The following is a 26032-nucleotide window of genomic DNA, read 5'->3' on the forward strand; positions in this document are numbered from 1 at the left end:
CCATGGAACGGTCGGACGCGTCATGCGTTCTCGCCACTGTCATCATCGAATACCTTGTCGCCAGCCAAGTGCTGCCAGTCGGCAGCAGCCAGCTCGCGACGCAGCGTCTGCAGCTGCGCTTCACCCTGCCGCGTACTGCCAGCGTTACGTGCCAGGCCCCAGCCACTGGCACCGGCAAGCATGGCCGTGAGGTCCGAAGTCGCCAACCGCATGTCCGGGCTGACCTCCTCTTCCGGCTCGCCGGCCTCGCTGGGCGCCTGCTCGCCCCCTTCGGCCTCGGCCGCAGGCACCTCTGCCCGCAGGGTCTCTTCAGGTGCCACGCCATCGTCAGGTGCCTCCAGGAACCGCGGTTCCTCGGCCGGAACCTCGTCATCGCCAACGTTCGGCACCACCTCTCCTGAATCGAGGACGGGCGCCGTCGTCCCCTCGGTCACACGGGAAGCCACGCTCGAAGCGATGCTCGAACGCACGCTGGTACCGCCTGCTCCCTGCTGGCGTTCAACCCAGTCGTCGATCAACCGGCGCAGGCCATCCATACCCTCGGCTTCGAATCCCGGCCGGTCGTGGCGAACGAAGAGGTTGCCGTTACCCAGCAGGCCGCCCGGCGTGGCATCGAGCCAACCAATGTTTTCCGACCCTTCAGCGGCATCGTCCTCTTCGTAGAGGTTCTGCTGAGCCTGGCGTATCAGGTCGAGCCGCCCCTGCGCCATGGTCACGATCGAGAGCGTCTGTTCCACTTCCGCCTGGCCGCTGAGGCTCACCCGGATCCGGGCGAAATCGCCAATCAAGGTGTCGTAGCTGAAATCGCCGGCAAAGCTGTCGCGGCCACCGCCGCCGATGGCGATATCGCGACCTAGCCCTGCCAGCAGGGTGTCGTTTCCACCGAGGAAGTGGCCGGTGGTCTGCGCCACGAGCATTTCCTGCGTACGGGTGACACGCCCATAGTCGCCGATGAGAATGTCGTTGCCGGCACCGCCGTCGACATGATCGTCGCCACCACCACCGAGGATGATGTCGCGGTCGCTACCACCCGTCAGGCGATTGTCGCCGTTCAGCACGGTGCTGCCGGTCTCGACATGGACGTAGCGGCCCCCGGCGTCGCTGACGATCCAACCGTTATCGCCAATGATCACCGTCTCGCCCGCCACGTTGCTGACCCGATCGTTGCCGATGCCGGCGATCACCTGGTCATGGCCGATGCCGGCATGGATCTCGTCGCCAGCGCCCGTGGAGGTCGTGACGTCGAGACTCTCCACACGCTGGCGAATGCCGTCACGAGCGAGGATACGGCCGTTATCACCGATCACCACGTTGTCGCCCGCCGTCACCCGGATCGTATCGCTACCGTAGCCGCCCAGGATCCAGTCGTTGCCGGCACCGCTTCGAATGGTATCGCGACCGCCATGGTCGAAATGGCGCGAAGTGAAGGAGACAACGCCACCTTTTTCATCGAAGCTCGCCTCGGCATGGTCGCCGGCGATCAGGTCGTGGCCATTGCCGGTAACGATGGCATCGTCGCCATCGGCCCCGATGACCAGATTGTCGCCGTTGCCGAGCGTGATGACGTCATCGCCGCCGACACCCGGGTGAGTGGAAACGGCCCGAATCAAATGTCCCGCCGCGTTCCAGGTCAGCTCACCGTGATCGCCCAGCACGATGCTGCGCTGGTTGCCGGTATGAACGGAATCGTTGCCGCCGCCGGTGATGATGGCGTTCGAGCCCGCATTGAGCACGAGTCGGTCATCCCCTACAACCTGCGGCGCAAGGCTGATCATGCTACTGAGAACGCCCTGGCTATCCCACCGTAGCCTGCCGTTATCGCCGATGAGCTCATGTCGGCTCTGGCTCGAGGCCGCCCCGATCGTGAGCGAATCGTCGCCGGCTCCGCCGATGAAAACCCCATTGCCGGATTCGATTACGACGCTGTCGTTGCCGCCCACGGTCACATCCTGGCTGTTGGCTTCGCGCAGCACACCGGAGTCGTCCCAACGGACGGTGCCACGATCGCCGAGCACGACATGGCGTGACGCATGGCCTCCTTGCAGGATACGCACCTCGTCGTCGCCTACACCGCCCAGGACGAGGCTGTCCCCACCCTTCAGACGTATGGTGTCGTTTCCGCCCCGGCTCTGCAGTACCGCGTCGCTGGGCGAAGCGGTATCGGCATCGAGCTGCGACGTGGCCCGGACCAATGCGCCGCTCGCTTTCCATACGAGCGTGCCGTGATCGCCCAGCACGACGTTGGCGAGCAGTGCCGGATCGATGCCGGCTGCCACGTGACCGTCGGGGCCGGCGGTCATGAGATCGCCGCCTTCACCCCCCACCAGTACGTTGCGACCGTCGCCTCCGTGCAGGGCATCGCTTCCCCCCCTGGCACTGGGCAGGGTCACCAGTTGGCGCAACTGACCGGCAGCGAAAGTCAGCTTGGCGAAGTCACCCACCAGCACGTCATTGCCGGCGCCGTTGCCCGTCGCAAGGGTGCCGCCGTACAGGATATCGTTGCCACCGCCGCCCAACAGGACATCATTGGCGCCGCCGCCCTCGAGCACATCGTCGCCATCATTGCCTTCGTCGCGAGTCGCAATCGAGAGGATGTTGCCGACATCGTTCACCCGGCCGAAGACGACGTCGCCATGATCGCCAAGCAGGATATCGCCATCGGTTCCTCCCAGCAGGCGATCGCCTCCGCTACCGCCGATCAGGATGTTGCGCCCGCCACTGACGGAAAGCACGTCCTCGCCGAACGCACCGCTATCGGTACTGCGCACTGCGATGACACGTTGGCTGTCGAGCAAGCGCAGCCCGGAGAGACCGTCCTTCGCCTGGAGTTCTATCACCCCATGATCGCCGAGCAGAATGTCGTTGCCGTTGCCGCCGATAAGCGTATCGCTGCCAGCCTCCAGGCGGTCGCCGGTGGCATGGGCCACGTCGCCGGTCGCGGCATGCAGGGTCATGACAGCACCGGCCAACGTCAGGCGGGTCGAGACATCGACATCGATGCTGCCATCACCGTAGAGATGGTTGTTGCCACCCGTGCTGGCATCGAGGGTGTCGCTGCCGCCACCGCCGAACAGCTGGTCGTTGCCGCTGCCGCCGATTAGGGTATCGTTACCGCTACCGCCCACCAGTACCACACCGCCAATCGCGCCGCTGGCGTCGATCACGTTATTGCCCGGGCTGGCGAAAGGCTGGGCCAGGCGTGTCGGCAAGCCGTTGCCACTGGCGGTATAGCGCTCGCCGCTACGCGTGGTATCGCCGAATACGATCAGCGGCATCTGTCCGGCGTAGCCGCCGGTGACGGTGATGCGATCGTCGCCGCCCCCGCCGTGCACCACGGTCAGCGGCATCTCGCGCAGCACCGTGAGGTGACCCGCCAGCGCCCGGGGCAATGCCACCAGGTCGCGGTCGAGCAGCATGGCACCGCCCTGGGTGAAGCCAGTGACCAGGTAGCGCTCGCCGCCGATCAGCACGCTGTCGCCGCGGCGTATGCCGGTATCGAACCAGTCGCCGCCATCGGCACGCAGCACGGCGTTGCCCAGGCCATCGAACCGCGCCAGTTCGCCGCCATAGCCCACCGGGTCGGCCTCGATGGTCAGTTCGTCGCTACCGCTGCCGAGCAGCAACTCGACCGCCTCGAAGCCGTGATAATGCACACCGCGCGAGGTGTCCACGGTGCCGCCACCGCCCAGGTCGTCGTCCTGCTGAAGCAGGCCAATCCCCATGCCCAGCCCGGAGAAGTGCGTCGAAGTCAGCTTGCCGACCAGGTCGGCCACGCTGGCATCGGCATGCAGCACCAGGGTATCGGTATCCTCGCTCTCGTCGCCGCTTTCCAAAGCGCCGTCGGCTTCTCCATCGCCATCAACGTCGAGGTATGCCGATGTCTCGCCAGGCAGCATGATCGCCGCATTCAACGTGCGATCGACGTTGCCGACACCGCCCTCGAGAATCAGCGGCCCCTGGATGCGATCGAGCACGTTGGGCTGCGGCGAGAAGCTCATGTCGTAGGCTGAATTGGCCGCCGGCACATAATGGGTATCGGCCACGACGGTGATGTCGACCGGCTGGTACCAGTTGCCGGTATCGAAGATGATGGCCGGTGCGGTGACCCGGGTCAGGCTCAGCTCGGTACCCACCAGCGCATCGAGATCGGCCTCGGCGGTCAGGTGGAGGTTGCCCAGGGTATCGATATGGTTGACCTTGTAGCGGCCTGTGAGCTCGTTGCCATCGCTATCGGACAGGGTCAGGAACATGCCGGCGTTGACACCCAGGTCGTGCCAGCCCCCCTCGGCCAGTCTCAGGATGGGCCCGGCACCGTTGGCGGCAAGCACGTCGAGCGTGAAGTTGCCGGCCAGCACTTCGTCGAGGAAGACCCGCTCATCCGGTACGAAGTCGGTCAAACCGTCGCTGTTCAGGCGCACGGTAACGGGCGCAGTCGGCGCTTGGGTCAGGCGCAGCGTGTAGCTGTCGCTGCCGCCCGAGGTGGTCACGCGAGTACCGCCGTCGCTCTGCTGTACCACCAGCGCCGCGCTGTCGTCATCGTAAACGGTGACCCGCACGCTGCCGGCTTCTGCCTGGGCATAGGCGGATCCGGCACCGCCATCGGTAGAGAACGTGAACGCCACCTTGGCATCCAGCCGGTTCTCACGGCTGGCGTTGTCCACTGCGGTCAGCGTCACGCTCTGCGGCTGGTCCCAATTCGCCGAGGTGAAGCTGAACGTCAGCAAGTCGGCTTCCACGCGACCGCCGAAGGCAGAGAGATCCAGCGTCACGGTGACCGTCTCGCCGGGCTGGGGTGGCGTCGATAGGCGCAGTTTGAAGCTACCCGGCTGCCCCGTGGTAGCGTCGCCCTCGATCAGCTGCAGCCGGCCGTTGGGCACGTCGAGCACCAGGTCGCCCCGATCGTTGTCATAGACACTGATCATGGTGTTGTTGATCGGCTGCGCCTTCAGCACCGCAAGCGATTCCGGCATCGCCTCGCCATCGGGCAGCTGCACCTGTGCCAGGTAGCTGACGGTGACCTGGCGCGTTCCCTCGATCACATCGTCGTCCGGCGCCTTGACGAAGACCTGCTGTGCCGGGGTCCAGGCGCCACCCGTGAAGACGAAGTAGACATTGACCGCCTGAGCATAGTCGCCGTTCGCGTCGAGCGAGAGCAGCACCGTCTCCGCCTGACCGCTGGCCGAGCGGCTGCGGTCGCTGGTCGAGGCCATGGCCGCCGACACGGTCAGGGTCACCAGCGTTCCTTCGGCGATATCGCCGGTGGGAAGGCCCAGCGAGAGCCAATAGGACGTGGCGTCACCGCCCTCCACCACCCGGGTCACACCGCCCGGCTGCTGTACCACCACGGCCCCCTGGCTGGGGTCGGAGACCACCACCGGCAGGCCGTCGGCCAGCAGGTTGTCGTAGGCGGGATCGAGCGAGCCGACGCCATGACCGATCAGGCTGCTCCGCCCCTCGGGATCGGCCGAGACCACGCGACCGGTGACGTTGCCGCCGACGAGGAAGGTATCGCTGCCCACGCCGCCGATCAGCTCGGTGACCACGTCGAAGCGCGTGCTGATGACGTAGAAGGTATCGTCGCCTTCCAGCGCATCGACCCGCACCCGCTGGATGTTGTCGAAGCCGATGTTGAGCCCGGCACCGAACACGCCGTCCTCGGTGATGGCGAAGTTGTCGTTGGCTTCTGTGCCCAGCACCGTCACGGTGTTGTAGCCGGCGCCACCGTCGATGCTCACCGGGGCGTTGATGTTGTACTCGATGTTGTCGTCACCGTCGCCGGCCCGCACCTCGATGGCATCACCGGCGATGAAGGCACGTATGACGAAATCGTCGTTACCTTCCTCGCCCTCCATGCGCAGCAGCGACTTGTTGCTGTAGACGACGAATTCATCATGACCGGCGCCACCGAAGAGCACCATCGCCTCGCTGTTGCCGTAGCTCAGGTAGCCCAGCGTGGTCTGGGACACACGGATCTCGTCGCCAGCCTTCACGCCCGAGGCGTAGACGCCATCGACCGCCGTGCCCTCGGGGTTGGGGTGATTCTCGAACATCTGGCCGATTTGGAAGCGATCGTGGCCAGCCCCGCCATCCAGCGTCATCAGCGCCGAGGTATCGTCGACCACGAAGACGTCGTCGCCGTCATGACCGTTGATCGTCACGCGGCCGTTCATGTTGGCACCGTAGTTGATGCGCTCGACCCGATTGCCGGTCACGCCATCGAGGCCGTTGCCCTCCAGGCGGGCAAGGAAGTTGCGCCGCACCAGGAACAGGTCGTCGGTTTCGCCGCCATGGGCGCCCAGGGAGCGCTCGAGGATGTCGGGATAGTCGTCGAACCCGCGACCTTCGATATGCAGGGTATCGATGCCGTCGTTGATCGCGCCGCTGTCGGCCACGGTAATCTCGTAACTGCCGGTTTCGCCCTGGCGCGTGACGATGCGATAGGCGTCGCTGCCAGTACCGCCGTCCAGCGTCATCAGCGCGTCGCGATCGTTGAGTTCGACCACGGTCAGCGTGTCGCTGCCGGCGCCGCCGAGCATGTCGATCTCGCCGATCAGTGAATCGGCGTGCAGCATTAGGTCGTCGTCGCCCGTGCCGCCAGCGAATTGCATACCCTCGGTGGCGGCGATGACCCCGTGCACGCGCAGGCTGTCATCGCCCGCGCCGAGATCGACCTCGAGCCGACCGAGCGCATGCTCGCCATCGAAGGTGACCCGGTCATCACCCGCCCCGCCGACTACCTCAAGCCGCCCGGCTTCGATGTGACCGCCCAGCACGGCGACGTTGTCGCCTGCGCCTGTAGAGAGATGCACCGTGGGTGCGAGCAGCCGGGCGTCACTGGCGATCCGCCAGTCCTGGCCCTTGTCGTCGCCCCCTGCCAGTTGGATCAGGTTGCCCGCTTCCAGCGTCCCACGCAGCACGCTGGCGGCACGCAGTGCATCGACACCGTGCCAGATAGTGCTGGGCGTCGTTTCGACGTGCAGGAACACGCTGTCTGCCGCCTTGATCGATACGCCGGCATCCTCGATGACGATGCCATCCGCAGCGTAGACGAAGACGCTGCCCTGCTCGGCCTCGACCCGTACACCGTTGGTGAAGGTCACGATATCGCCGTTGTCCTGGTCGTCCTCGGCTTCCATGGCGAGAAAAACGATATGGCCCGATTCGGAGACGACATCGCTCTCCACCGTGAGCGGGCTGTTGGTGGTGATCTCGATATCGCCGGCGGCGGTCAGGCCGTCGCCGTTGATGACCAGGTGCCCGGTGTTGTCGAGATAGACCTTCCCTTCACGGGATTGTCCTTGGAGGATCCCGGTCCGGCTGGTGATCACCTTGTCCTGGCGGCCGATATCGTTCAGCGCGATCAGGCGTACACCCAGGGTCAGGATATTGAAGGCCTCGTCGGGCTCCAGCGCGCTGTAGATGGCGCCTTCCGAGAAGATGAAGGCAAGGTCGCTGTCGCTGCCGGCCGAGATCTGTCCCAGGCGCAGGTCGCCCTGCACTTCACGCACGAAGACGGTATCGGCGCTATCGATGTCGAGCCGGCCCACCGCGTCGTCGGTGGCGATGGCCAGCAGGCGGTTCGCCTGACCCACGCCGCCGATATCAGTGACCAGACGCAGCGTGGTCGCCTGCACGTCGCCGGCGAAATCATTGGCATTCGAGCCCACGATCGAACCTTCTGCCTTCAACTCGACGTGCCCGCCACCGATGATATGGCCGACGCGCATCGTGCCGTCCACCGCATCGAGATAGACATCGCCAACGGCGCTTGCCGTGAGTACACCCTGGCCGCGCGTCGCCAGTTCGATGGCGCCGTTAGCCTGGCCGATATCGGCGCCCGCGATCAAGGTGACGTTGTTGGCCAGCACCTTGAGGAAGCCGTGGTTGAGACCGTCGAGAATGCTGCCCTCGGCCTTGAGCCAAAGGTCGCCCTGCTGCGAGAACATCGTCGCGACACGCAGGTTGCCGGCGATCTCGTGCAGATGGATGCTGCCCTGGGCGCGCGCGGTCACCGTCGCCCCGTCCTTGAGTTGCAGCAGCAGCGAGTCCTGGGCACTGGTTCCGATGCGGCCCGCGGAGGCTTCCAGGGTGAGGTCGTCGGTGCGAATCACCATGCCGCTCTGGGCGGCCAGGATTTCCCCTCCCACCTTGACCCGGGCATCCGCTCCGGCGTCCAGGGTGGCCAGGTGCAAAGAGCCTTCGGAGCCGAGATAGGCCGAGCTGCCCGCATTGATCGAGATCGAACCGCCTACCGCGACGTCGATGTCCTCGGTAAGGTTGATGGCGATATAGCGAATGGTCGCGTTCGGATCCTGCGGATCGAGCAGCACGGTCGCCACTTCGATGTCGCGGCCGGCCTCGGCTACCACGTCGAGACTCGTCGTCAACGTCAGGGTACCGCCGTCGACGGCGGTCACGGTGTAGTACTGGCCGCCCTCGGTCACGTTGAGCGTCTTGCCGGCCAGGTCGAGCACGCTGCCCACCTGGTAGGTCTCACCATTCCAGCCCAGGCCATCGGTGCGCACCAGCTGCAGCGTGGTGGTACCGCCGACCCGCTCGATGTTGCCGAAGCTCGCCTTGACCGCCTCCGGCGCGGTGAGCAGGTAGGAAACGTCGACCCGCTCCGCGGCCGAGAGCAGCACGCGCTGCGCTTCGCCGAGCCCCATGAAGCCGTTGCTGAGATCGAGCACCTCGCGGCCGTTGCCCACGCCGATACTGCCACCGGCGATCAGCGTGACGCTGCCCGCGGCCAGGACGTTCTCGTCTTCGATATCCACCGTGGTATCGGCGGTTTCCTGCAGCAGGCCCGCGCCGATCAGGCTGAGCAGCTCGGACTCCTTCCACACCTTGATCGAACCGCGCACCTGCTGGGCCTCGTCGGCGGTGAGCGTGTAGCGATAGCCCTGCTCACGATACTCGCCGCCACCGTAGACCTCATGCAGGGCATGGAAGACGTCGGTGCGATCGAGCGCGATGCGATCCAGGCGTGCCTCGATCTCATCCGCCGTCTCGCCGGGGTACTGCTCGGCAAGGATGGCCCGGTACTCATTACGCTCGGTGGCATTGAGCGCTAGTTGGGCATTCTCGTCATAGCTCACCAAGCGGCGATAGGTCAGGCTCTGGCCTTGGGCGAGACCGGCCCCCAGCGCCAGCAGCTGCCCTTCGGCGCTCACTTCCGTCAGGCTGTCCACCGTGAAGTAGTCCGTCGCCGAGGTATAGAAACGATGCTCGGCACGCACCTCGTCCGGTCCCAGCTGCGGCGGCCGCACCACGACCGAGCGCACCACGCCGTCCTTCTCGACACCCAGGGTGACGTTGCCATCCGCATCGATCCCGACCACCTCGTAGGCAGCACCGTCAGCCAGGCCCACGAGCCAGTCGTCGCTGGTACCCTGCAGGTAGTTCCAGTAGGTCTCGTACTCCAGCGTCTTGCGTGCTTCGAGGTCGGCAATGGCCTCGGCGATCTTGTCTTCGGCGGCGCTGCCGACCAGCCGCAACTGCGACCACACGCCATTCTTCAACTCGTCGTAGGTGCGCTGGTCGATCACCTTGCTGTCGTTGCGGTCGACCAGGTCGCCGTCGACCTTGAGCCACACGTCGCCGGTGATCGATTCGACACGCTCGACGCCAAGGCTGCCGCTGACCTCCTCCAGTGCGATATCGGTGCGCGCCAGGGCATTGAGTCGACCGCCTTCGGACAGGTCCAGCGAGAGTGCCGCACCTGCGCCGTTGCCGATGGCACCGCCGGCCTCCATGGTGATGTTCCGGCCGGCGACATGCGCGGTACCGATCGTACTGCCGGCCAGCAACGAGCCCTTGGCGGTAAGGTTGACATCGCCGCCGTACGAGATGGCACGATGGACGATCAGGTTGCCGCTGACCTGCTCGATCGTCAGCGGCCCGCTGCGGGTAAAGGCATTGAGGCTCATGGTCAGCGCCGGCTGACCATCGCTTCCTGCCAGGCTGGCCAGTTCGATGCCGTCACCGCGACCGATGCCGTTCTCGGCGGCTAGCACCACCTCCTTGCCGGACACCAGTACGCTGCGGGTCGGGTCGTCGTGACGCACGATCTCCCCACCGGCCGTGATCGAGGTGGTGCCGTTGTAGTTGGCGATATTGCCGATGATCTCGACATCGCCCCAGGAGGTGATGGTGATGGTTCCTGTCTGCTGACCAATGAACGAAAGGTTCACCGGCCGATCCGCCGCCAGGCTGTGAGTGTGCAGGGTCTGGTTCTGTTTCTCCTGCACGTACTCGGCGTAGTGGGTCTTCTTGCCGTACCAGGTGCTTTCGGTCCACTTCCTTACCAGGTTGGGTTTGGACCAGTCCCCCTTGCTGGTGGTATCAGAACCATAGCTATAGGCCGGCTCGCTATCCGAGCCCTGATAGTAATAGGAGAGCGCATCGAGCAGCCTGCCGGGCTCGTACTCGGAGCTTCCCCAGTTCAGCGTGGCCGGATCCGGGGCAAAGACATCGATACCCGCCCACGAGCTGGTACCTTCCTGCGCATGGCGCCGCTCGGTGGAATCCTGCGCCACGCTGAAGGCGTAACGCATGCCGGCATTGGGCGTGAACACCTGGTTAGCGCCGTCTTCCGCCGAATAGGTGAAGGTCTCGTTGCGCACCTTGTCGAACAGCGTCAGTACGCCGCTGCCCTGGCGCGTCACGTCGATGTCGCCCACGGCCAGGGTGTACTCGGTCTGGTTATCGATAGTGATCGAACCATAGCCCGACAGCACCTCGATCAAGCCGTTGCCGGTGTTGACCAGGTGTCCGCGAATCTCGACGTTGCCACCGGTGATCTCGATCTGTTCGATCTCGATACGGTCGGTACGCGGGTTGTAGTAGGCCAGCGCCGTGCCGCTCGAAGCGTCCAGCATAATGCGTGAACTGCTGCCACTGAGCTTGTGCAGGCGAATACGCTCGGCGTCGGCATCGCCGATCACGATGTGGTAGCTCTCGATGCCGGAGCGAATGTAACCGTTGAGATTGACGTACTCGGCATCGATGAAGACATTGGCCGCATCGATGTTGGGCGTGCTGCCGAGGCTGTTGCGCACTGCGTTCTGAGCCGACTCGCTGAGCGCCGAGGTACCGTTGTTGCCCGAAGCGCCGACGGCCACCCCGGCAGCGTCGGACCCGACCACGTGCTGCACGGCGTCGCGCACGGTGAACGTACCGGCCGTGCCCATCACCACGCTCAGGCCGCGCACCTCGCCCTCGACGGTAAGCCCACCCTTGGCATAACTCAGCACCCCACCGTTGAGGTTGCGCACCTTGCCCTCGATGACGATCTCCGAGCTGGGAACGCTGCCGGAGATCTCGGTATCGTAGAGCTGGCTGGTGTGGGTATAACCCAGGCTGCTCATCAGCGCATTGCGATACTCGTCCCCAAGACTGACGCCGAAGCTGTTGATGACGGCGATGCGCGGCTGGGACGTCACCGCATCGGGATCGGTCAGGCCCGAGAAGGCCACCACGCCGCCGCCCGGCTGGTTGATGCCGGCGATGTCGGCATTGCTACCCACTTGGTTGAGGTTGTAATAGACCCCGCCCACGCCGTCGGGAATGATGATGTCGCCCACCACCATGGTGGAGGGCGCCTTGTTGAGGATGGTCACGCTGGCATCGGTGGGCGCCACGATATCACCGCTGCCGGTCAGCCGGTCGGCATAGATGAAGATCGCGCCGGCCTGGGCCCAGACGTCGTCGAGATAGACGGTCAGCACTTCTTGCTCGATGGGCATGAAGACCCCATCGACATGCGCCGCCAGCCCACGGGCCAATAGCTCCTGCTCGATGCGGGCGATCTCGCCCTCGTAAAAGCTGACCAGCTGCGTATTGCCGCTGTCGCGGTAGTAGGCGTACTTGGTCTGGATATCGGCCAGCTCACCGAACAGCTCGCTCGACGCGCGGCCGTAGCCCACCGAGAAACCGATGTCGTCGTAGCCCGCCTCGGCCACGATGAGCTGGTGAGGCAGCGCGGTAGCCGGGTCGGCGTCGTGGTTGAAGGTCAGCACCAGGCGCTGGTGGCGCCCTAGCCCCGTCTCGACCTTGCCGTTGACGATCACTTCGCCCCACGAGCTGGTGTCGACGTCGCCGTCGATCATCTCGCTGCCGCCGCCGCCCAGCGCCTTGTCGATGGCGCCTGCCGCCGCCGACATCCAATTGACGCCCTTGGCGCGGGCCAGCATGTCACCGTAACCGAAGCGCTCGGTGAACAGCAGGATGTCCCGCGCCCCGACGATCTCGGCATTGGCCTGCACCTCGATGCGGTTGGCCTGGTGAACCTCGGCCAAAGCGTTCAGGTCATCGATGGGGATCAGGCTGCCGGCGAAGCTGTCCAGGGTAGCGTGGATGGCATAGGCGTCACGCTGGCCGCCACGGCTGGCCCCGGCAACGATATCGACATCGCCCAGGCCGTGCAGCGAGGCGCCTTGCTGGATCAGGATGCGATTGGCCGGGCTCAGCGAGACCTCGCTGCGTCCCACGCCCACCGTGGCGGCACCGTAGGTGTCCATCAGCAGTTCGGCATGAATGCTCGCCCCGCCGCGTGCGGAGAGCAGCATGTCTCCGGCGCTGGTGAGCTGGGCATTGCGCCCGACGGTCACCTCGGCATCCATGCGGTTGTCGCGAATATTGGCCGTGATACCGGCGCCCGACGCCAGACCGCCCGCGGTGATGTTGATTCGCTCATGGAAGGTGATGCGGTTACGCGCTTCCAGGCGCATCTCGCCCGCCGTCGAGGTGAGCACGGCACGCTCGCCCACCGTGACCCGCGTCAGCAAGTCGAAGCGTGCCTGGCTCGAGGCGCCGGCACCGGCCACGGCGCCACCCGCCACGCCACGGATGTTGTCGTCGTTCTTCAGGCGATCCTTGACCACCCGTGTGTCGGCGAAGATGTCGACGCTGCCCGCCGATACACGTGCATCGTTCTCGAGCCCAGCTTGGGTATTCGCTGTCAGGTGGTAACGTGCTTCGGCACCGCTGCCGGCCAGCACACCGCCAGCCACGGTATGGATCTTGGCATCGAAGTCGAACAGCTGGTCGGCCTTGAGCGTGAACAGCGAATTCGCACCGGCCCCGGTCACGGTCAGTTCCGCTGCGCCCACCAGTGCCTCGGTGGTGGCGTTCTGGGTCAGCCGGTTGGCCGCCCCCGCGCCGGCGGCCACCCCGCCGCTACCCGCCAGGGTGTCGAGCAGAGCGACGTGCCGTCCCAGCGCCTCGACGTCGATTGTCTTGGCATGTACTCCGACCCCATCGCCTATGCGAGCACGGTTGACGGTATTCTGGTTGACCTTGGTCACCGCCGCGCCGGCCGCGACGAGGCCACCCACCACGCTCCAGGCTTCGCCGGAGAGCCGCGATGTCAGCTGGCTCGAAAGCGTCAGTCCTTCGCTCAGCAGTAGGTCCTGGCGCTCGACGAACCCATTCGTGCCGTCCTGTCGCGTACCGTTGGCGATCAGCGCCTGCGCGCGCGTGGTATCGGTCAGTGTCACCAGTGTGGCGTTTACACCGATCAGGGCACCGCCCGCCGAGCCGACGGAGCGGGCAATCACGCCCCAGCCGTCGCCTTCTGGCGCTGCCATAGCCTTCACCGTCAGTGCACGCGCCGTGATGCGTACATCCCCTGCGGCGCCCGTATCCGGCGTGCCTAACTGCGCCAATACGTCGGCGCCCAGCGTCACGCGGGTTTCGGAGACGCCGATGGAGACAGCCGACACCGCTACACCCAGGGATTCAGCGACGATCTTCGGCGTTAGTCGTGCTTCGACGCGCACGTCGCCCGTCGCTTGCACGCTGGTGTTGTTGCCCAGCCAGGCGTGGACGTCCTGGGTCAGCGTCACCACGCTGACGTTGGCCGTGCCGGCGCCGATACCGGCCGCCACGGCGTTGACGCTCAACGTCACGCTGTCGAGGCTAAATGCCTGGACGCTCAGGCTGCCCGCGCGGTTGCCCGCACTGCCTACCTGGGCGTAGCCACCCAGCCAGGCTTGAGTGGCGCCGCTGATCTCGACGATGCCAATCGAAGCGCCGGCCCCCACCATGCCGATGGCGCCGCCAGCCACCATCAGGTCGTAGTCGCGCTCGGCACCGGCCAGGATCGATACCGCACCCGGCGCGAGGATTCGCGTGCCGGTAGCCGCGCTATTGGCGGCCTGGAAATAGGCCTGCTGCACGCTGCGGTCGAGCAGCGTGGCCACCTGGCCGCTGGCGGCCAACCCCTGCAGGCTGGCGGCACCGCCATAGGCGCCGAGCTTGGCAGTGCCGTCGAAATGGCTGGAGAGCGTGACGTCGCCACCCGAGGTGAGCGAGCTCGCCGCACCGACGCTCGCCGTCACCGCCCCGTTGAGCTCCAGCACGGCAATCGATGCGCCGATGCTGACGATGCCCAGCGTGACCGACGCCGAACCGGTAATCAGCTCGGCGTCCAGGATCTCACCGGCCTCGAGGCGTATGTCGCCACCGGCCTGGAGCACGACCCCCTGGCCCACATTGACGGCGGTGTCGCCCACGCCGCTGGCCGGCGGCAGGGAAACATCGAAGCTTAGCCGGTCGATGGCCTGGTTGGTGCGAACGCGATTGGCCTGGTTCTGGCTACCGGCGTTGGCCGGCGCTTCGAGTTCATCCTCGAGTGCCTCGTCCGGCGTCGAATCGTTTTCGCCTGCTTCTTCCTGCATCTTGAAATCGAGGGCGAAAGTAGCGCTCAACAGCGAATCGAGGTTCGCGATCTGGTCCTGGCTCTCGTCGCTCAGACCGGCGCCCAGACTCACCACCGACACCGCGCCGCTGAAGGCCATGCCCAGCGAGCCGGCGAAGGCCACCACGGTGGAGTTCACCTCGCGGGTGAGATCGGCCTCAATGGTAATATCGCCGCCGGCGTAGAGCCGGCTGCCGCCTTCGATGGTGGCGCGGGTCGCCTCGCGCAATACCATCACGTCCACCGACGCCCCCGCCCCGACGCCGCCGATCGCCACCGCGCCCACCCCCAGCAGATAGTCGCCGGCATGGTCACGAGGATTCATACGGGTATGGGTAAAGGCGCCGATGGAGAGATCGTTGCCGGCATCCAGCACGCTGGCACGCCCCTCGTACCCGGCGATTCGCGCCTCGGTCACAGCATTGGAGGTCATTACCGATACGGCCCCGGCCACCGCACCAGCGCCTGCCGCACCGGTAGCGGCGGTCACGCGAAGGGCCATGTCCTGGCTGGCGGTAACGTCGATAACGTTGCCCGCGTTGAGCGTACCGCCCACCACCATGGCACGTGCCACCGGATCGAGCAGGCCCACGGCCACGGCGGCACCGATCCCGACGCCACCACCGGCGGCGGTGCCGACCACAAAGCGCGTCTCGATGTCGTTGCGCGCCGTCACACGGATGTCGCCGCCGGCATCGATGCGTGCATTGCGCACGAAGGCCTCGGTGGCGATGGAGAGCTTGAGCGCACCGGCGGTGCCGGCCGCGGCATTATTGCCTACCGCAACACCGATGGTAACGGTCACGATATCAAGGCTGGCCCGTGCCTCAACGGCTACGCTGCCCTTGGCGTCGATCCCCGGCGTGGCGACGCCGCTACCCTCGACCCAGGCTCGCGTGACATGAGAGAGCAGCGAGGTGTCGATGGTGGCGACACCGGCAAACTGACCGCTGATACCCAGCGAACCTCCACCGCTGTCGGCGTTGCTACGATGCAGGGCGCGCACCACCACGTCGTGATCGCTATTGACCCGGGCCTTGTCGATATAGGCCTGAGTACTGCCGGCCACGCCATCCACGGTAACGTTGGCCGCCAGGCTGCCGCCGGCCGACCCGGCCACGGCGGCTCCGACGCTCAGGTAATCCATGCGGCTGGTGGCCAGCACCACCACGCCGCGGCGACTTTCACTCTCTAATGTATTGCCGTTCCAGTCACGGCTCAGGTTCTGAGCGCTACCCAGGCCGCGCGCCGTGACCACGGCACCGCCGCCGATCCAGGCCTTGGTCGCGGTACTCATCAGGTCGACCGCCACGCTGCCGCCGATGCCAACGGCGCCCGCGGCCACCGTGCCAAGCGTCAGCCGATTGGTATCGTGGCTGTGGGCCCGCACCAGCACGTTGCCGTCGGCGGTAACGGTGCCACCGCTGATGCGCGCCTCGACCTCGTTGCCCAGCAGCGCGCTACCCGCACTGCCGGCCCCGGCACCGAAGGTGCCGTAGGCGGCGCCGACCACGGCGATCAGGCTGTTGGCACTCGAGGTCGCTTGAACCTTGACGTCACCCGCTTCGGTCGTGGTGACATGACTGGCGTCGATGCGTGCCAGTACGGTATTGGCGATGTCGTTGTAAGCCACGGTGGCGCCGGCGGCGCCGCCCTTGACGGCCACGGTGAGCTGCGCCGAACCGGCGACGACCGAACTGTCGTCGGTGGCCTTGACCTGCACGTTGCCGGCAGCGGTCACCGTGGAATCGTTAATGCCGGCCTCGACGTGCTTACGGGTGAAATTGAGCGTGGCGGAGCCGCTGACGGCGGCGAAACCCGCCACCGAGGCGCCCAGCACGTAGGAGTTGATGGCGGAGGCGGAATCCGCCCCCAGCAGCACGTTCCGTGCCGACACGTCGGCACCGCCCACGATGGTCGCCGAGACGCGATTCGCCGCCTGGTCGGTGGGATCGTCGGGGTTGCCGCCGATGTAGTTGTAGGCGAAGTAGCCGCTCATGGCGAAGGCGATGGCCCCGCCGCCCGCCACGGTGAAGGCGTTGAGCCCCAGGTCGTCGCTGGCGGTGACCTGTACGTCGCCCATCTCGGCCTCGACCGTGGCGCCGTCTATCACCGCCACCACGTCGCTGCGCAGCCAGTTGAGCGACAGGGCACCGGCGATGGCCACCTTGCCGGCCCCGGCGCCGCTCAGCGCGAAGCTCCAGATCTGGTCGCCCTGGCTGGGCGGCGTCGGGCCGTTGTCGTCCTCGGGGATCTCGCCGTCGGCGAAGCTCACCTGTTGTACGTCGGTGATCTTGCGCATCTCGGCATCGACCAGCACATTGCCGCTGGTCGCGGTCACTGTCGTCGTGCTGCCGCCGATCTCGGCGCGCACGCTGGAGTTCAGGTCGTTGGTCGACGACGCCGCGGCCACCGCCACTGCACCGGCACCGCTGCCGGCCCCGGCGATGTTGATCATGATGGGTGCTACGCCGGCCAGCACGCTGACATTGGCGCCGGTCACGTCGGCAGCGCCGACGATACCGGCGTTGACGTCGTGCTTGACGAAGTTGATGCCGATGGAGCCCGCCAGGGCCACCGCGCCGGCCCCGGCACCGCCCGCGGTCAGGCTGAACAGCATGCTCTCGGCCTGGGCGTCGACGCTCACGTCGCCGTCGGCGATGACGCTCGAGCCGGAAATCAGCGCCGTGACTTCACCGCTGCGCGGCCCGGTTACGCCGCTGTCAACGAGGTAGAGATCCTGGGAGGCGTCGACGCCGTCGTCCGAGGCGATATTGCGTGAGGGATTGGAAGGGTCGCCGCCGATATAGTTGAACGCCACGGCCGCACCGGCCGCCGCCTTGCCGGCACCAGCCAGGCCGAAGGCGAAGTTGAACAGCGCCGACTTGTCGCGAGCGATGACGCTGACGTCTCCGTCGGACTCGATGCGCGAGCCATCGACGACTTCGGCCCGCACGGTGTTGCGCAGCCAGTTGAGCGACACCGCCGCGCTGCCTGCCGCGGCGCCCGCCCCCGCACCGGCGAAGGCGATGGTCACCACGCCCGCGGTCATGTCGAGGTTGCTCAGGTCGCGCTTGTCGTCGTCGCTGACGTTGCCTTCATCGTCTTCCATGCCGTAGCTGGCCAGGTCGACCTTGACGCCATAGTCCTCCAGCGCCAGCGCGCCGCGCGCGTCCTGGTCGGCCAGCCCCGCCAGCAAGTTGACCTCACCGCCGATCAGGGTCGCCCCGTCCACGCTGGCAAGAATCAGGTTGTCGACCTGGGTGGTCGCCGCCGAAGCGCCACCTGCCACCTTGCCGGCACCCGCGGCGCCCAGCGCCACCACGACCATGCGCGTGCGATCCTGTGCCTGCACGCCGATGGTCTGGCTCGACTCGAGTCGCGCCCCTTCTCCCACGCGGGCGATGGTGGAGCCCGCCACCTGGTTGACGGTCACCGCACCGCCCAAGGCCACGGCACCGGCGCCGGCACCGCCCAGGGCCACCGACACCAGCAATGTTTCGGAGATGGCTTCCACCAGCGCGGGGCCGGCGGCGACAAGCTCGCCACCGCTGATCTGCGCCAGCGTCGCATTGGTCACGAAATTGGCACTGACGCTGCCCGCCGCCGCCACCTTGCCGGAGCCGGCGAAGCCGCCGGTCAGCACGATCAGCTGCGCCTTGTCCTCGGCGCTGACGACAACCGCGCCGCCGAGCGACGTCGCCTCGAGATCGTCGATGCGGGCGAGCAGCGAATTGTCGAGCATGTTGACCGACACGCTGCCGGCTCCCGCCACCTTGTTGCTGGCCCCCACGCCCAGCGCCAGCGAGCGAATCAACCCGGCATTGCGCGCCGCCGCGGCGAGGTCATTGCCACCCTCGATGCGGCCACCCGTGATGGCCGCCTCGGTGGTATTGGCGATGCGATTGACCGCCACCGCCCCGCCCAGGCCCACGGTGCCGCCCACGCCGACCGCGCCGGAAACGGCCCAACTATCGCTGCGGTCCAAGGCGCTGACACTGAAGTCGTCGCTATCGCCCTGGGTGAGATAGACCTCCTTGGCCAGTGCACGGGTCTCGTTGGCGACCAGGTTGATCGCCACGGTACCGGCCAGGCCGACGCTCTTGGCCGAGGTCCCGATACCGGCAGAGCCGGCCACGCCAATCACCAGCGCCTGGCTGCGCGCCGCCACGTCGACACTGCCGGCAGTCACGCCGCCAGCTGCGGCTGACGAGCCGATACCGCCCAGGTAGGCGATGGTATCGTGCCGCAGCTCGCTGTAGGCCACCGCCCCGCCGATGCCCGCCTTGCCGCCGGCACCGGCCGAGCCGGCCAGCAGCACGGTATTGGCGGCGTCGCGCGCCAGGATCGAAACGTCGCCCAGCGCGCCTTCCTCAATATTCATCACCTTGGCATCGACCGTACGCAGCGAGCGCATCACCGCCGCCGAGCCTGCCACCCCGAAGCCCTTCTGGCCCGGCGCCAGCGCCAAGCCCACGGCCGCCAGTACCGTCCAGCCCTCCCGCAGGGCGGTGACGTCGAGCGCCGACGCCGTGAGCGAGCCGATCTCCTCCACCCGCGCCTGGGTCAAGCCATTCTGCAGCGCCACCACAGCGGCGCCGGCCACCCCCACGCTGACACTGCTCTCACCCGCCTGGGCAAAGCTCGCCCCACCGGCCAGCAGGCCGAGATGAGTGGCGTCGTTGGCCGTCACGCTTACCTTGCCCTCAGCCTCGAGCGCCTCGAGGCCGCGAACAAGCGCCACGGTGTCATCATTGCCGTAGTGCACCACCACCGAGCCGGAGACACCGACGCCGAACGAACCCTTGCCGCCCTGGCTCTTGTTCTCGCCGCCGCCGTCGCCCTGGCCGAGCTTGCCGGTCAGCTCGGCCAGCACCTTGTCGTAGTTGGTCTGGTTGTTGGGCCACTTGCCCGGGTCGTCGGGCTTGTCGCCGCTTTCGCCACTCGACGAGGTTCCCGAAGCGCCGCCACCGGCTTCGGTGGCCTTGGGCTTGCCGCTGGCCGTGGCGCCGGCCACCGCCAGGTCGATCACCACGCCGCTGCTGCGCGCCTCGACACTGAGGTCGCCGCCCACGATCAAACGCCCCGCGGGCGTGGCCAGGGAATCGGAAAGGGTGCCGACCAGCGCCTGGGTGTCGCGATCCACCACGGAAACGGCCACCGAGGCACCCACGCCCACCGGCCCGCCACCGGCGAAACCGCCGGCGATGCCGATCAGATAGACCCCATCGTTGGCGCTGACGCGCATCGCCGGGCCGCTGCCATCGTCAGTCACGCTGCCGCTGCCCACCCGGATCTGCGAGCCCTCGGCCACCTGCGCCACGGTCTTGGCGTTGACCACGTTGGCAATGGCCGCGGCATTGAAGGCCACCTTGCCGGCCTGGCCGCCCGAAGCGCCGATGTTGAGCAGCACGGTCTCGCCATCGGCGCGTACATCGAGGCTACCCGCCTGCATGGCCACGCCGGATTCGATCAGCGAAGTGGCATGGGTGGTGAAAATCTGCACGCCCACCGAAGCGCCCACCGCACTGCCCTTGTCGGAACTCAGGCCCGCGCCCTTGCTCTTCACCGCATCGACGCTGCTGGTCAGGCCGTCTTTCCACTTCTTGGCATTGAACTCACTGCCACCGCCGATGCCCGGCAGCGAGATGTTGCCCACCAGGCCGAGCAGATGATTCTTGCTTCCGGAAAGCACCGAGACGCGCTGTTCGTCGTCGACCGCAGCGGCGTCGTCGAACGCCTGCCCGCCGAGGTTGATCGTGGCACCGCTCTTGATCCGCGCGTCGGAGTCCTGCCGATTGACCAGCACGTTGGCGGCACCGGCCAGGGCGAGCTTTTCGCCCTCTGCTGTGGCCTGGGTCCAGGCATCGAAGCTCTTGCTGAAACCGAACTCGCTGCCAAGATAACTCTGCAGGGTATTGAGGTAGTCGAGAATGGCCCCTTTCAGTGGCGTGCCCTTGGCTTTCCACTGGCTTTCGTCGCTGTAGTCGACCCGGGAGAGATCGACATCGCTCCAGTCGTCCGCGCCCACGTATTCATAGAGCTGCCCCGCCTCGCCACCCGCGGTGTGACCTTTTTGCACCAGCACCACATCGCCACCCGTAATGTCCTGGGTCTCGGTGCTAAGATAGGCATCGCCCTGAAGGTCGCCGCTGAATATATCGATCAGCGGCGCGATGGCGTTGGCGCCCCACACGTCCAGCGGATCTACCTCGTTGAGGCTGTAGGCTTCCACGGTAATGGTGCCACCGGGGTTGAGGTCCACCGTGCCCTCGATGGCGGCGTTGGCATCGCTCTCGTAGACACCCACGGCCACCGCCGCCGCACCGCCGAAGGACGCCTTGGATTCTTCGCCGCCTTCAGTGCCGGCGGCCTTGGGCGCCTTGCCCTTCCAGGCGTTGTACTTTTCCTTCAGCTTGTTGCCGACAGGCGTGCCGCTCGGTTTCTGCTGGTTGGGGTCGTCGTTCTCGGCGCTGGCCCCGGCGCCGATCCAGGGGCGGTGCGAGGTGAGTGCACTCACCGTCACGCTGCCGACCACATCGATCTCGCTGCGGGTTGAAACCACGTCGCCTTGGCGGGTCAGCGCCGTGCCCAGGCGGGCCTCGGCCACGTTGACGTCCACCACCACCGCCACCGCCCCGGCCACGTCGAAGGCATTGCTCGGCGCCTTCTTCTGTTTCTCCTCGCCTTCTTCCTTGGAGTTGTCCTCGCCTAGCTTGGAGATCGCCTCGATCGGCACCTTGCGCAGTAGGCTCTTGCCCAGCGATACCACCCCGTCCTTCACGATGCCGGCGCCGAACAGCGCGGCCTCCTTGCCGGCCGATTTCACGGAGGAATCCACACCTTCCAGAATACTGCTCGGCGAGGACGCCGTGGTGCCGGCATCCGCCGTCACGCCGTCGAGCACCTTGGGCACCACGAAGAGCAGCTTGCCCTCCATCGCTTCCTTGAAACTCACGGCGGTCACGTCGAGATCTCCACCGACGCTGACCTCACCGGCAAGCTGCGCCTCGGTGATGCCATGCTCGACGCTGACTGACACGGCCAGGGCGACCTTGCCGTCATCCATCGCCGCCTGCGTCATGATGCGAGCACGGTCAATGGTGGTGGCGGCGACATTCAGGTCACGTTCCACGCTGAGCACAGCGTCGTCCCACACCATGGCGCGCGACTCGGTCTTGAGCACCGATACCGCCACGGCGGCGGCCACGCCGGCCACGCCGTCGGGGGCCATGACGATATTCTGCGAGGTGCGCACATAGCTCGTGATATCGAGATCCTGCTCGACCTGAAGCGTGCCGTGAATATCGATGTTGGATTTGGCGATCAAGGTGCTCACGCCGACGCCGAGGCCAAGGGCCTTGAGCGGTAGCATGCTTACCGCAGCATCGACATGCGAGGCGATGTCGAGGTTGCGCGCATGGACGTAGGCGTCGCGGCCAATGTCGATCCTCGCATCGATCAGCAGCACGCTGACCGAGCCGAACAGGTTCACACCCTGGAGGAAATTCAATCCGGCCTGCAGGGCGCTGTCGAGCGTGGCCAGGCCGGTATTCACCTTGGCCCAGTCGCGGTCGCTGTCGACGAAGCGCGCCTGCACGCTGACGTCTCCGCCGATCAAGCGGGAGTCACCCAAGGTGATGGAGAGATCGACGATGCCCACGTCGACGAAGCCGTTGGTCGGCGTGCCGCGCCAGGCCACCGGCTCTGCGCGCAACGCCAGCTTGCCGGCGCCCTCCAGATCGGTCGATTCGGTCGTTGTCGTGCCGTTCAGGGTGGTCTCGAGGCGGCTGCCGCCATCGATTCCAATCGACGCGGCAATGACCGTCAACTCGCCGCCACGGGTCACCAGCACGGAACCGCCGCCGATGGCCACCTCGGCCGCCCGCAGCAGCAGGTCGTTGCCCTGCGAATCGAGCGAAACGCCGCTCAAGGTCAACTTTCCGCCTGCCTGCAACTCCAGGTCGCGGTCGATGCTGATGCCGACATCCGTCAGCGTGACATCGCCGGAAGCGGAAAGGGTCGTGACGATGCCACTGGCATGCGGCCCCGAAAGATCGACCACGGCCAGTTCGCTGAGGTTGAATGCCTTGTCGCCATCGAACTCCATGATCAGCCGGCTATCGGCGCCATTGACCGTGACCTTGACGTCGCCGGCCGAAAGCCCGTCGGCCCGGACGCGAAACTCGGTGGCAACCTCTCCGCCCGCGCCGACCAGGGTATCCTTGCCGCCGCCGGTCGCCAGCAGCAACGACTCGCCGTCGAAGTCTTCGGCATCCAGAGTATTGTCGCCGGCACCGCCGTAGAGCTCGACGCGTTCGATACCGCTGAAAACGGTTACAACGTTCGTCTCAGGTTCGGCATCGGGGTCGATATCGAAACCCAGCGTGCCGCTGCCAAGCGTCATATCGCCATCATGCTCGGCAACGATCACGTCATGCCCGCTGCCGCCCGCAACGCTGTGACTGCCCTTGCCGATCACGAAGGCATTGCTGCCGGCGCTGCCGCGCAGGGTGTTGTTGCCGGCCATGCCGCGCAGCGTCACGCTGCCGATAGCAAGCGCCTGGCTGGTCCACTGGGCATCGCCGCTGCGTGCCAGCCCCAGCGCCGTGAACAGCGTCTCGGCGCCGCCGATGGCGGTCAACGACAGTTGGCCTTCACCGCCGCTGGAATCGCTGAGCACCACGCGTCCGCTCGCCGTGTCGAAGCTCGCTTCGAGGTGTTCGCTGACATCGCCGAGCAACAGCAGAAGATCCGCCAGCGAGCGGGCGTCGCTGAGGTCGAGCGTAAAGCGGCTGCCGTCGGCCAGCTCGATCTCGACGGCAAAGCCCCCCGCATCGCCCAGCCCATCGAGGGCACCCAGATCGTTGAGCGCCAGGTCGACGCTCGCCCCATGGAAGCCCGCGGCGTCCAGAATGTTGTCGCGCCCGTTGCCCTCGAGCGTGACCTGCTCGATGCCGCGGAAGCTCGAAGCGACGGAAGCACTGCCCGCCGTGACAACGAAGCCGTCGCCGCCGACCACGATGGCATCATCGGCCGCACCGGCGCGCACGATCAGGTGATCGTGCTCCGCACCGCCGATCACCACGTTCTCGCCGCTGCCGGCGATCAGCGTATTGCTGCCGGCCACGCCCTGGAAGGTGGTCTTGCCCTGGCCGCCGATCAAGGTATCGTTGCCGCCGCTGCCCTGTAGCAGCACATCGCCGGTGAAGGCACTGGCATCGAGCACGGTATCGCCGTACAGCGCATGCAGCTCTGCCGCCTGGATGTGGCTCAGGATGTCGCGGCCGACCTGGCGCGACGCCAGCCGCTCGGCCGCTACCGGCGAGTTCCTGCCCTCGCTGTCGATGCTCAGCAGGCCGATGGCGCCGCCATCGTCCCTGGCCAGGTCGCCGATGAAGGTGACGGTCCAGACCACCTCGACACCGGTACCCACCTCGGTCAGCTCGCGCTGGACCTGAACGTTGCCCGCCCCGATGGCGTCGATGGCCTCCAGTGCCCGCTGCACCAGGATGGCGTCGGCATCGGCGCGGAATACCAGCGAATCATGGCCGTCGAGGGCCACCACCAACTTGTCGTCACGATTGCCGCTCCAGCTCAGGCGCTGCTGCTCGAAGGCCTCGCCGCGCACCAGCAAGGCATCGCCAAGCGTGAGGAAACTGTCGGTGAAGCCGAGCACGGTGTTGTGTCCGCTGCCACCGTCGATCAGGTTGTCGCCCAGCCCGCCGAGCAGGATGTCGTCGCCACCGTTGCCGTACAGTCTGTCGCTGCCGGTGCCGCCGAGCAGCAGGTCGTCGCCGCTGCCACCGCGCAGCACGTTGCTGCCGGCCACCCCCTCCAGGCGTACGCTGCCGGCATAGCCGCCGGCATCGAGTTCGTTATCGCTCGCGCCACCCACCAGCGTCACCAGATCGAGGTTGCGCAGCGTGTAGTTCAGCTCACTGCTGGCAAGCGTGGCGCCACCGGCCTGGGCCACATCGCCACTCAACGTCATGTCCAGGTTCGCCTCGTAGCGCACCTGGTTGCTGCCCGCGCCGCCATCCACGCTGCCCCCCGTGCCCACGCCGAGCAGGAACACGTCATCGCCGGCACCGCCCTTGAGCGTCAGCCGATTGCCGACGGCATCGAACACCACGCCGCCATGCGTGTAGAGCGAGGCATCGAGGGTGAGGTCGTCGCCGCGAACGGCCAGAATCAGGTCGGCGGGCAAGCCCTCTAGGGTCACGGTTGCCCCGCCCACGGCAACAAGTGCGCTATCGGCATCGCTGCCGTCGCTCACGCTCATGCTCGCATCGCGCTCGATACGGAAGGTGTCGGTACCCTCCCCGGCTCTAAGCGTGTCGCTGCCGGCGGTGGAAACCAGCAGGTTGTTGCCGCCCACGCCGGCCAGCACGTCGTTCCCCGCCCCGCCGCGAAGAATGTTGTCCTCGCCGTCGCCGGTCAGCGTGTCATCGAAGGCGGAGCCGGTCAGCCCGGTGAAGCCACCGGCATAGGCAAAGCCGGTGGCCTCGCCCTCGCCCAGATCGACGCTCACGCCGCTGGCGTAGCGGGAGTAATCCAGGGTCTGGCTGGCGGCGCCGAACAGGTCGTCGATACCGCTGAAGTCGATGCCGAGAAGCTCGACTCGCCCTGTCTCCCGCGCATACCAGGTCGCCCCCTCGATACTGCTCTCCAGGCCGTGGGAAAGCGGTACCTCATCACTCTCCTCGTCGGGCATGACGGTGAAGAAAGCGGCGTCGACGGTGGCGATGCCGCTGAAGGAGACGCGTTCGTTGTAGCGCCCCTCACCTTCTCCCTCGACTTGCCACAGGCCGTTCTCGTCGCCGCCGCGAATCCTGTCGCCGCCTTCGCCCCCCACGAAGTCGATGACCAGGCCCTGGCTGTTGGCCAGATCGAGAGTGTCGTCCCCCTCACCGCCATGGAACGTCACGATCAGGCCGTCGGCATGCTCGAGCAGGCTTTCGTCGAAGCCGAGCCGGTCGCTGCCGTCGCTGCCGTGGATCACCACCCCCTTGGCCTTCGCATCGTCCAGGCTGCCCGAGGCCAGCACCTGCACGTCGCCTTGCTCGTTGCGCTGGGTTACCTGCAGGAGCTGCTGCTCGTTCTCCTGCACCAGGCGCAGCTGCAGCTCGCCCGCTGCCGCCACGCTGGCGGTGAGCGGGTCGGCCGAGAGCAGCACCCGCGGCTCGAGCCCCTCGAAGACGAACTTCGAGGGCTCGGCCATGGCACGCTTGGCGCGACGGCTGCGGCGGGTCAACTGGGCGACCAGCGCGGAGAGAGGCTTCCGGAGGGGGCGGAAGGGACGGTTCATGAGGGGCTCCCTGTTCTTCT

At 66.6% G+C, this 26032-nt stretch carries 1 protein-coding gene; it reads right to left on the reverse strand.

The window, feature by feature from the left end:
• Positions 1-20: 20 nt before the first annotated feature.
• Complete coding sequence (locus ACOJCM_RS15490) at positions 21-26012, reverse strand: LEPR-XLL domain-containing protein (protein WP_445212967.1); 25992 nt, start codon at positions 26010-26012, stop codon at positions 21-23.
• Positions 26013-26032 lie beyond the last annotated feature (20 nt).

Source organism: Billgrantia hypersalina, from assembly GCF_052584175.1.

Coding starts and splice junctions, on each gene's coding strand:
- ACOJCM_RS15490 (WP_445212967.1), bottom strand. CDS start 26,012: ATGAACCGTCCCTTCCGCCCCCTCCGGAAGCCTCTCTCCGCGCTGGTC.